This is a genomic window from Streptomyces sp. NPDC003016 (assembly GCF_053591455.1).
In genome coordinates, this window is sequence record NZ_JBSFTV010000046.1 from 39,524 (window position 1) to 48,687 (window position 9,164).

Genomic DNA, 9,164 nt, shown 5'->3' on the forward strand with positions numbered 1-9,164 from the left:
TGAGAACGTAAGACCTGTACGCCCCCTGGGTCAAGCGGAGTTGAGGCACTCGCGGGGGCGGTTTTCAGGCCGTTTCCGAGGGCGGGGGCAGGCAGTCGCGGAGCGTGACGAAATGGCCCGGCCAGGCTGTCGCAGAAGGCCCCGGACACCACTCGTACCCCTCCTGGCACTGCCGTACCAGCAGATCTGCGTACGGCCGCGAGGGGTCCGCCGTGAAATGGCGTGTCTCCGCCGCCGTCCAGCCGTCCCAGAACTCCGCCTGCGCCGGCCCGTCCCTGCGCCGCCCCCGCGCCCACGACTCCCGTGCGTCCAGATCCATCCAGAACAGCTGTGCGAGATCCGGACGTACGGCGGCGCGCCCGGCCCCGACCCCCTCGACCAGCACCACGGGCGCGGGACCCAGCGGCCGCGTCGGTCCGAAGCGGCGCAGCGTCCAGTCGTACGCCGCGTACCGCGCGCTCCCGCCCCGGGAGAGCGGCCCCGTCACCTGCTCGCGCAGCCGCCCCGTCCACGCGAAGAGCTCCTCGTGGGTGGCCAGATCGTCCAGGTGCAGTACGGGCGCGCCACCGAGCGCCGCCGCCAGCCGGGCGGCGAAGGTGCTCTTGCCCGAGCCCGCGTGCCCGTCGACCGCGATCAGGCGCACCGGGCCGCAGGAGGGCGGCAGGGCGCGCAGGGAGGCGGCGAGCTGATCGAGGTGTTCCACGCCTCCCACCCTAGGACCACCCCTGCCGCACGCGCTCCCGCAGGTCACGCCAGTGGTCGACACCAATATTGGTGGCGCGACGCGGTCCGGAATGCTGGCAGAAGTCCGCGGTGACCGGCCATAGTTGGCCCACTGTCGTGCACCTGCTTGCGCATCCGCATCCCACTGGGGGTCCATGACCATGACCAGACCCGCTTCGCGCCGCACCGTCCTGACCGCCGCCGCGGCCATCGCCGCGGCGGCGTCCACCGGCGCCACGACGGCATCCGCCGCTGCCGCCCCTGCTCCCGCCGCGCCCGCCTCCCGCCCCGCCGGCGCCGCCGCGTCCCGGCCGGTCGACAACCGCTTCTGGTCCTCCGCCGCGGACTGGCGCGGCGGCGCCGGGGCCGGCACCGAGGTCGTCGCGGGCCGCAGGCCCGGACTGGCCATCGCCGTGCCGTCGGCCCGTACCGACTACACCGATCCGCACACCGGTGCGACCTCCACCTGGGAGAGCGCCACGTGGACCTCCCCGGTCCACCGCTCCACGGTCCCGGCGACCGAGGTCATCGCCTCCTGGAACGCCCACACCCCGGCCGGCACCTGGATCGCGGTCGAGCTGCGCGGCACCTACACGAACGGCGCCACGACACCCTGGTACGTCATGGGCCGCTGGGCGGCGGGCGACGCCGACATCAAACGCACCTCCGTCGACGGCCAGGGCGACGGCCGCAGCAGCGTCTGGACCGACACGCTCTCGGTCGACGACGCCACCACCGGTCTGCGTCTGGCCTCGTACCGGCTGAGGCTGACCCTCCACCGCAAGCCCGGTACCGGTCTCACCCCCACCGTGTGGCGGCTCGGCGCGATGGCCTCCGACGTCCCGGACCGCTTCACCGTGCCCGCCTCGCCGGCCGGCGTCGCCCGGGAACTCGTCGTCCCGCGCTACTCGCAGAACACGCACATCGGGCAGTACCCCGAGTACGACAACGGCGGCGAGGCGTGGTGCAGCCCCACCTCCTCGCAGATGATCATCGAGTACTGGGGTCGCAAGCCCACCGCCGAGGACCTGGCCTGGGTCGATCCGGCCTTCGCGGACCCGCAGGTCTGCCACGCGGCGCGCTTCACGTTCGACTACCAGTACGACGGGTGCGGCAACTGGCCCTTCAACGCCGCGTACGCCGCGACGTACGAGGACATGAACGCCGTCGTCACCCGCCTCCACTCGCTCGCTGACCTGGAGACGCTGATCGGCGCGGGCATCCCGGTCATCACGTCGCAGTCCTTCCTCGAGGAGGAGCTGACGGGCGCGGGATACGGCACGGCGGGCCACCTGATGACCGTCATCGGCTTCACCCCCGACGGGGACGTGATCGCGAACGACCCCGCCTCGCCGGACAACGAGGCGGTCCGCCGCGTCTACAAGCGCCGCGAGTGGGAGAACATCTGGCTCCGCACCAAGCGCTACAACGCGAGCGGGAAAGTGGTGTCCGGCACAGGCGGCGTCTGTTACGTCTACTGGCCCGACCGCCCCACCCCCGCCCAGCAGCGGGCTCTGGCGGCCGTCGGCATCCGCTGACCCCGCCGGCCGCCCCGGGGCGTGACGAACGTCATCTACCCCGGGGCCGGTCCCGGAGGCACTGTGGATCCCATGACTGCGACCACTGCCGACATCACCCGCATCGAGACCAGGACCGGCACCGGCGGCCCCAGGGAGGACGGTCCCAAGATCCTGGAGCACGCCCTGGGCTGGACCCTCGTCGTGGTCCTCGCCATGTTCGTCACCCAGGCCGGCCTCATGTGACGTCGGCGCCCGGACACGGTCACGGCGCCCGCGGGACGCGGCGCCGTGCGCGAGCCGCTCGCCGCGCCGACGGGCGCCGCACTCCGTACGATCGAGGGACCCCGACCGAGCTGCCCGGCGCCGTCCGCGACCCCGTGACGTACGTCATTCCATCGGGCATACTCAACGCGCCACAGCCGCCTGCCTGCGACTTCCGTGATCCGGGAGGAGCGCCGGCGGCCAGGCAGTGAGACCGGCGGCGCCGCCACACCCTGCGCGCGCGCCCGCCGCAGCGCCCGACAGGGAGGAGAGCGCCGCAATGTCCGACCGCGCCCCGCAGCCGGTGGAACGTCAGCTGCCCACCGAGGAGTCCCGGGACCTGCTCGCGCTGGTGCGCGACATGATCCAGCGGGAGATCGCCCCCAGGGCCGCAGCCGAGGAGGAGGCCGGGCACTTCCCGCGCGAGATCTTCGCGCTGCTCTCCGAATCCGGTCTGCTCGGCCTGGTGTACGACGCCGAGTACGACGGCGGAGACCAGCCGTACGAGGTGTACCTCCAGGTGCTCGAAGAGCTCGCCGCCGCCCGCCTCACGGTCGGCCTCGGCGTCAGCGTCCACAGCCTCGCCTGCCACGCCCTCGCCGGTTACGGCACCAAGGAGCAGCAGGCCGCGCACCTGCCCGCCATGCTCGGCGGCGGCCTGCTCGGCGCCTACTGCCTCTCCGAGCCCGCCTCCGGGTCCGACGCGGCCTCACTGCGCACCAAGGCCGTGCGTGACGGCGACGGCTGGGTCATCACCGGTACGAAGGCATGGATCACCCACGGCGGGATCGCCGACTTCTACACCGTCCTCGCCCGTACGGGAGGGGAGGGCGCCCGGGGCATCTCGGCCTTCCTGGTGCCCGGCGACGCGGAAGGGCTCAGCGCCGCCGCGCCCGAGAAGAAGATGGGCATGAAGGGTTCGCCCACCGCCCAGCTGAACTTCGACGGCGTACGGGTCCCGGACTCCCGCCGCATCGGCGAGGAGGGCCAGGGCTTCGCGATAGCGCTGTCCGCGCTCGACTCGGGGCGGCTCGGCATCGCGGCCTGTGCGGTCGGTGTCGCCCAGGCCGCCCTGGACGAGGCCGTTTCGTACGCCACCGGACGGCAGCAGTTCGGCCGGCCGATCGCCGACTTCCAGGGCCTGCGCTTCATGCTCGCCGACATGGCGACGCAGATCGAAGCGGGCCGGTCGCTGTACCTCGCGGCGGCGCGCCTGCGGGACGCCGGGCGGCCGTTCTCGCGGGAGGCCGCGATGGCGAAGCTGTTCTGCACGGACACGGCGATGCGGGTGACGACCGACGCCGTCCAGGTGCTCGGCGGCTACGGCTACACGCTGGACTTCCCCGTCGAGCGCCTCATGCGCGAGGCGAAGGTGCTCCAGATCGTCGAGGGCACGAACCAGATTCAGCGCATGGTCATCGCCCGCCACCTCGTGGGTCCAGAGACCCGCTGATCCGCCCCGACTCCGGCCAGGCCGGGGCCGTCACGAGCCGGGACCACTCCGGGTCGCGGCGCCCCGGCAGGGTCCGGCCCTTGCTGTGCCACTGGCGCAGGAGCGCCCGGTAGAGGGGCGGATCGGCGGGGTGCGGAACCGATTCTGCGGAAACGGAAGGCGGGGGGACGAGACGCCGGAGTCCGTCGCCGACCGGTGTGTACTGCAGGGTCATATCGGGTCAACAGCCGCAGAGCCGCCGGGGTTATCGCCGAGCCCATTCGAGCGTCCGTTCACGCGGTAATCCGCACCGCCCGCCCCTGTCGGAAAGGGGCGGGGGAAAGTGCGGGACGCGGCGGGGGAAATACCTGCCGGACGGGCCCGGTCCCTACGCCGCACGCCGCAGCTGCGACACCTTGAGCGGACGCGAGCCCGGACCGCCGACGTGCGAGAACGGCTGCGTCCGCCAGTCGAGCCCCTGAGGGAGCGTCAGCAGCAGCGCCGTTTCCTGCTCGTGCACCTCAAGGCTCTCGTCGGCGGGCTTGGCGTCCGCCGCCGGGCGCCCGGTGCCCGCGCACGCCGTGAGCCCGAACGGGTTCCACGGAGTGGGGCACTTCGCGTGCTCGGGCAGGACGTTCTCGTCCGCCAGCAGCGCGATCGGCTGGGAACAGTCCGGGCAGATCACCCGGTACATCTCAAAGGTGTCGTACGCGTCGAAGTCGTCGAGATCGTCGATCTCGTTGTCGTCGACGGATTCGACAGGCTCCGGTTCGGTACGTCCGGTGTGCTTCGGGCTCTGCATGGAGACACTCCCCCTCGGGTGGGCCGACAAGGCGCTGCGGCCTCGACCACAGCAAGCACTTCCCGCCACGCGCGCGCGGTAATCGCGCCTGCCCGATGGACACGGCCTCAGGCGTGTGGCGTTCATCACATGCTCGTCGCAGGTGCCCTTCCTGCACGCCCCCCGCTGTGCCGGAAGCCCTCCGGGGCAATAGGTTGATCCGCTATGGAGGAGCTGGATCGTCAGATCGTGGATTTGCTCGTCAAGGACGGGCGGATGAGCTACACCGACCTGGGCAGGGCCACGGGCCTGTCCACCTCGGCCGTGCACCAGCGCGTGCGCAGGCTGGAGCAGCGGGGGGTCATCCGCGGCTATGCCGCGGTGGTCGACCCCGAGGCCGTCGGGCTGCCGCTCACCGCGTTCATCTCGGTGAAACCGTTCGACCCCAGCGCCCCCGACGACATCGCGGAACGGCTCGCGGACGTGCCCGAGATCGAGGCGTGCCACAGCGTGGCCGGTGACGAGAACTACATCCTCAAGGTGCGCGTCGCCACCCCGCTCGAACTCGAGCACCTGCTGACCCGCATCCGTTCCCTGGCCGGCGTGTCCACGCGTACGACCGTGGTCCTCTCCACCCCGTACGAGGCCCGCCCGCCGCAGATCTGACCCCTGCCCGCCCCCCGCGCACGGAACATCCCGCGCGAGGGGCGAGACTGGTCCCCATGACCGAGCACAACGCCCCCGCCCCCCAGGCCGAACACCGCACCGTGCTGCTGCGCGGTGGAGAGGTCCACAGCCCCGCCGATCCCTTCGCCACCGCGATGGTCGTCGAGCGCGGACATGTCGCCTGGGTGGGCTCCGAAGGGGCGGCCGACGCCTTCGCCCCGGGCGTCGACGAGGTGATCGACCTCGAAGGGGCTCTGGTGACGCCCGCGTTCACGGACGCACACGTGCACACCACGTCCACCGGTCTGGCCCTCACCGGCCTCGATCTCTCCGGCGCGCGCTGCCTCGCCGGTGCGCTGGAGCTCGTACGGGCGCATGCCGCCGCCGCCCCGGCGGGCCGCATCCTGCTCGGGCACGGCTGGGACGCCACGCGCTGGCCCGAACAGCGGCCCCCGTCCCGCGCCGAACTCGACGAGGCGGCCGGCGGCCGTCCGCTCTATCTGCCCCGGATCGACGTCCACTCGGCCGTCGTCACCACCGCCCTCCTCGACCTGGTCCCCGGGATCACCGGCCTGACGGGCTACCACCCGGACGCCCCGCTCACCGCCGCCGCCCACCACGCCGTACGCGCCGCGGCGCACGGCGCCGTCACGCCGGCGCAGCGCGCCGAGGCGCAGCGCGCGGCGCTCGCGCACGCCGCTTCGCTCGGCATCGGTACGGTCCACGAGTGCGCGGGGCCCGACATCTCCGACGAGGAGGACTTCACCGGCCTGCTGAAACTGGCGGCGGAGCAGCCGGGCCCGCGCGTCTTCGGCTACTGGGCCGAGCAGGTCGCAGGTGCGAAGGACGCCGAACGCGTTCGCGAACTCGGCGCGGTGGGCGCGGCGGGCGACCTCTTCGTCGACGGGTCCCTCGGCTCGCACACCGCCTGCCTGCACGCCCCGTACGCCGACGCCTCCCACACCGGCACCGCCCACCTCGACACGGCGGCCGTCGCCGCCCATGTCACCGCCTGCACCGAAGCCGGACTCCAGGCCGGCTTCCACGCCATCGGCGACGCCGCCCTCACCTCGGTCGTCGACGGGGTGCGCGCCGCCGCCGAGAAGCTCGGCCTCGCCCGGATCCGGGCCGCGCGCCACCGCGTCGAGCACGCCGAGATGCTGACCCCCGCCACCGTCGCCGCCTTCGCCGAACTCGGCCTCACCGCTTCCGTGCAGCCCGCGTTCGACGCGGCCTGGGGCGGCGAGGACGGCATGTACGCGCAGCGCCTGGGCGCCGAGCGGGCCCGTACGCTCAATCCGTACGCCGCCCTGCTGCGCGCCGGGGTGCCGCTGGCCTTCGGGTCCGACAGCCCGGTCACCCCGCTCGACCCGTGGGGCACGGTCCGGGCGGCGGCCTTCCACCGCACGCCCGGGCACCGGGTCTCCGTACGCGCCGCCTTCGCCGCCCACACGCGGGGCGGCTGGCGGGCCGTCGGCCGCGACGACGCGGGTACCCTGGTCCCCGGCGCCCCCGCCGACTACGCGGTCTGGCGAGCCGGGGAACTCGTGGTGCAGGCCCCCGACGACCGGGTCGCCCGCTGGTCGACCGACCCGCGCTCCGGCACCCCCGGGCTGCCGGACCTCACGCCCGGCGCCGAACTCCCCGTCTGCCTGCGGACCGTGGTCTGCGGACAGACCGTCTTCGTGCGGCCGAACGGGTGATGTGTGCGGGCGCGGTACCGCCGATCGGTGTTCCCGGGGGGCGTCGTGTTTCCCGCGTACCTTCCGCACTGACCTGGTGATTTGGGTGAACACCGCAGGTCGAACGGCTATTGACAGAAAGCAGCCACCGGCCGGTAGGTTCGGCCGGGTCCACCGCAGGACGTCCGACCGGCAGACCTCCACGCAGTCGTCGAACGCCGCTGGGTCATGGGGCGGTGTGCCGCACCGGCGCACCGGCACTCGGAGCCAGGTTCAGCGCCCGCGCCTCGGGGGCGAGGGAAGGTTCAGCCGGACGGGGTCCCCCCTGCTCCTCGGGAGCCCGGGGGAAGGTGGGACCCGGGTGGGGCCCGGATGTTCAGTAGACAACGGCTCTCGGCCGACCCGCAGCCGGCGGGCCCGGGGCCGGCCCGAAGGACGCCGGGCCCCGACCCGCAGAGACCCGCCGAGACCGGCAGAGACCCGCAGAACGGCTTTCCGCCTCCTCCCGAGGGCATCCGTGCAGGCCCGCCGGATCACGCTCGCTATGGTGGGGCAACTGTGTACGGACATTAAGGGGAAGCAGTGAACGACGGCGGTCAGAGGCGTTACGGCCCGCTCGGCAGAGCCTTGGTGATCATTCCGACCTACAACGAGGCCGAGAACATCAAGCCGGTCGTCTCCCGGGTGCGTGCTGCGGTCCCCGACGCGCACGTCCTGGTCGCCGACGACAACAGCCCCGACGGCACCGGAAAGCTCGCCGACGAGATCGCGGCCGACGACGACCAGGTCCACGTCCTGCACCGCAAGGGCAAGGAAGGGCTCGGCGCGGCCTACCTGGCGGGCTTCCGCTGGGGCATCGAGCACGGGTACGGCGTACTCGTGGAAATGGACGCGGACGGCTCGCACCAGCCCGAGGAGCTTCCGCGCCTGCTGACCGCCCTCAAGGGCGCCGACCTGGTCCTCGGCTCGCGCTGGGTGCCGGGCGGACGCGTCGTCAACTGGCCCAAGCACCGCGAGGTGCTCTCCCGGGGCGGCAGCACGTACTCGCGGGTGCTTCTCGGCGTACCGATCCGCGACGTCACGGGTGGCTTCCGGGCCTTTCGCGCGCAGACCCTGGAAGGTCTCGGCCTCGAAGGGGTCGCCTCCCAGGGGTACTGCTTCCAGGTCGACCTCGCCCGCCGTGCGGTCGGGGCGGGGTACCACGTGGTCGAGGTGCCCATCACCTTCGTCGAGCGCGAGCTGGGCGACAGCAAGATGAGCCGTGACATCGTCGTCGAGGCGCTGTGGCGCGTGACGGCGTGGGGCGTCGGCTCCCGCGCGAACAAGCTCCTCGGGCGCAGGCCCACCTGATCTCTTCTTTACGCCGTCCAGGCGCCCGCCCAGGCACACTGGGGGCATGACGACCGGCTCCCCGCCCCCGACAGCACCCAAGCGCTCGCGTGCGCGCACCCTCGTACCGCTCTCCGTCGCCGCCTGGCTGGCGCTGGAGGTCTGGCTGCTGACCGTCGTGGCCGGCGCCGCGGGCGGATTCACGCTCTTCCTGTTGCTGGTGGCGGGCGTCGTGCTCGGCTCCGTGGTCATCAAGCGGGCGGGCCGTCGCGCCTTCAGGAACCTCACCGAGACGCTCCAGCGGCAGCAGTCGGGCGAGACGCCCGCGCAGCGGCGGGGGAGCAGCGGCAACGGCTTCCTGATGCTCGGCGGTCTGCTGCTGATCCTGCCGGGACCGGTCTCGGACGCGGCGGGATTGCTGCTGCTCGTACCGCCCGTCCGGTCGTTCCTCGGCAGGTACGCCGAGCGTTCCCTGGAGCGCAGAATGAGCGCGGCCGGCGCCGGCCGCCTGGGCGACGCCTTCCAGCAGGCCCGCATGCACCGCCCGGACGGCAAGGTCGTGCAGGGTGAGGTCGTCCGGGAGGACGCGCGGCCCGCGCCGCGGCGTGACGACGGCCCGCGGCCGCCGCTGACCCCCTGACGCCTCCGCTGCTCCTGACACAGCCGCTCATCGAGTGGCACTCGTGGAATGACAAGAGCCGCGGGGGGGGGTTGCGCTACCGGACTCTACGCCCACCCCCCCCCAACCGCAGACCCAAGGGAAAAGCACG

Annotated in this window: 9 protein-coding genes; 7 read left to right on the top strand and 2 right to left on the bottom strand. The window is 72.9% G+C overall.

The window, feature by feature from the left end; all coding sequences use genetic code 11:
• Nucleotides 1-64: 64 nt before the first annotated feature.
• Nucleotides 65-703: a uridine kinase family protein gene (locus tag ACWDZ4_RS29950; protein WP_451511526.1), complete on the bottom strand. Its 639-nt coding sequence runs from the start codon at nucleotides 701-703 to the stop codon at nucleotides 65-67.
• A gap of 181 nt (nucleotides 704-884) precedes the next feature.
• Here ACWDZ4_RS29950 and ACWDZ4_RS29955 point away from each other — a divergent pair, with 181 nt between their 5' ends.
• The 3 genes from ACWDZ4_RS29955 (at nucleotide 885) to ACWDZ4_RS29965 (ending at nucleotide 3,957) form a co-directional block, all read left to right on the top strand.
• Nucleotides 885-2,261 carry a peptidase C39 family protein gene (locus tag ACWDZ4_RS29955; RefSeq protein ID WP_451511527.1) on the top strand — a complete coding sequence of 459 codons (1,377 nt, stop codon included), beginning with the start codon at nucleotides 885-887 and terminating at the stop codon, nucleotides 2,259-2,261.
• 72 nt (nucleotides 2,262-2,333) lie between these two features.
• Nucleotides 2,334-2,486 (top strand): SCO1431 family membrane protein, encoded by a 153-nt coding sequence (locus tag ACWDZ4_RS29960; protein ID WP_451511528.1) that lies wholly within the window; start codon nucleotides 2,334-2,336, stop codon nucleotides 2,484-2,486.
• Between the two features lie 298 nt (nucleotides 2,487-2,784).
• Nucleotides 2,785-3,957: an acyl-CoA dehydrogenase family protein gene (locus ACWDZ4_RS29965; RefSeq protein WP_451511529.1), complete on the top strand. Its 1,173-nt coding sequence runs from the start codon at nucleotides 2,785-2,787 to the stop codon at nucleotides 3,955-3,957.
• A gap of 367 nt (nucleotides 3,958-4,324) precedes the next feature.
• Here ACWDZ4_RS29965 and ACWDZ4_RS29970 read toward each other — a convergent pair whose 3' ends face one another.
• A complete protein-coding gene (locus tag ACWDZ4_RS29970) occupies nucleotides 4,325-4,738 on the bottom strand; it encodes a hypothetical protein (RefSeq protein WP_451511530.1) in 414 nt (137 codons plus the stop codon).
• Nucleotides 4,739-4,942: 204 nt separating this feature from the next.
• Here ACWDZ4_RS29970 and ACWDZ4_RS29975 point away from each other — a divergent pair, with 204 nt between their 5' ends.
• From ACWDZ4_RS29975 to fxsA, 4 genes are all read left to right on the top strand, one after another.
• Complete coding sequence (locus tag ACWDZ4_RS29975; protein ID WP_451511531.1) at nucleotides 4,943-5,383, top strand: Lrp/AsnC family transcriptional regulator; 441 nt, start codon at nucleotides 4,943-4,945, stop codon at nucleotides 5,381-5,383.
• A 56-nt stretch (nucleotides 5,384-5,439) separates the two neighbouring features.
• The gene (locus tag ACWDZ4_RS29980) at nucleotides 5,440-7,086 is read left to right on the top strand and encodes an amidohydrolase (protein WP_451511532.1); all 1,647 of its coding nucleotides are present in this window, start codon (nucleotides 5,440-5,442) and stop codon (nucleotides 7,084-7,086) included.
• A gap of 561 nt (nucleotides 7,087-7,647) precedes the next feature.
• Entirely contained in the window at nucleotides 7,648-8,415 is a 768-nt protein-coding gene (locus ACWDZ4_RS29985; RefSeq protein ID WP_451511533.1) for a polyprenol monophosphomannose synthase, read from the top strand.
• Nucleotides 8,416-8,461: 46 nt separating this feature from the next.
• Entirely contained in the window at nucleotides 8,462-9,034 is a 573-nt protein-coding gene (fxsA, locus tag ACWDZ4_RS29990) for an FxsA family membrane protein (protein ID WP_451511534.1), read from the top strand.
• Nucleotides 9,035-9,164: the final 130 nt, after the last annotated feature.

Bases quoted from the DNA above. Each gene is read 5' to 3' on its own strand.
- ACWDZ4_RS29955 (WP_451511527.1), top strand. From the start codon at position 885: ATGACCAGACCCGCTTCGCGCCGCACCGTCCTGACCGCCGCCGCGGCC.
- ACWDZ4_RS29960 (WP_451511528.1), top strand. From the start codon at position 2,334: ATGACTGCGACCACTGCCGACATCACCCGCATCGAGACCAGGACCGGC.
- ACWDZ4_RS29965 (WP_451511529.1), top strand. From the start codon at position 2,785: ATGTCCGACCGCGCCCCGCAGCCGGTGGAACGTCAGCTGCCCACCGAG.
- ACWDZ4_RS29970 (WP_451511530.1), bottom strand. From the start codon at position 4,738: ATGCAGAGCCCGAAGCACACCGGACGTACCGAACCGGAGCCTGTCGAA.
- ACWDZ4_RS29975 (WP_451511531.1), top strand. From the start codon at position 4,943: ATGGAGGAGCTGGATCGTCAGATCGTGGATTTGCTCGTCAAGGACGGG.
- ACWDZ4_RS29980 (WP_451511532.1), top strand. From the start codon at position 5,440: ATGACCGAGCACAACGCCCCCGCCCCCCAGGCCGAACACCGCACCGTG.
- fxsA (WP_451511534.1), top strand. From the start codon at position 8,462: ATGACGACCGGCTCCCCGCCCCCGACAGCACCCAAGCGCTCGCGTGCG.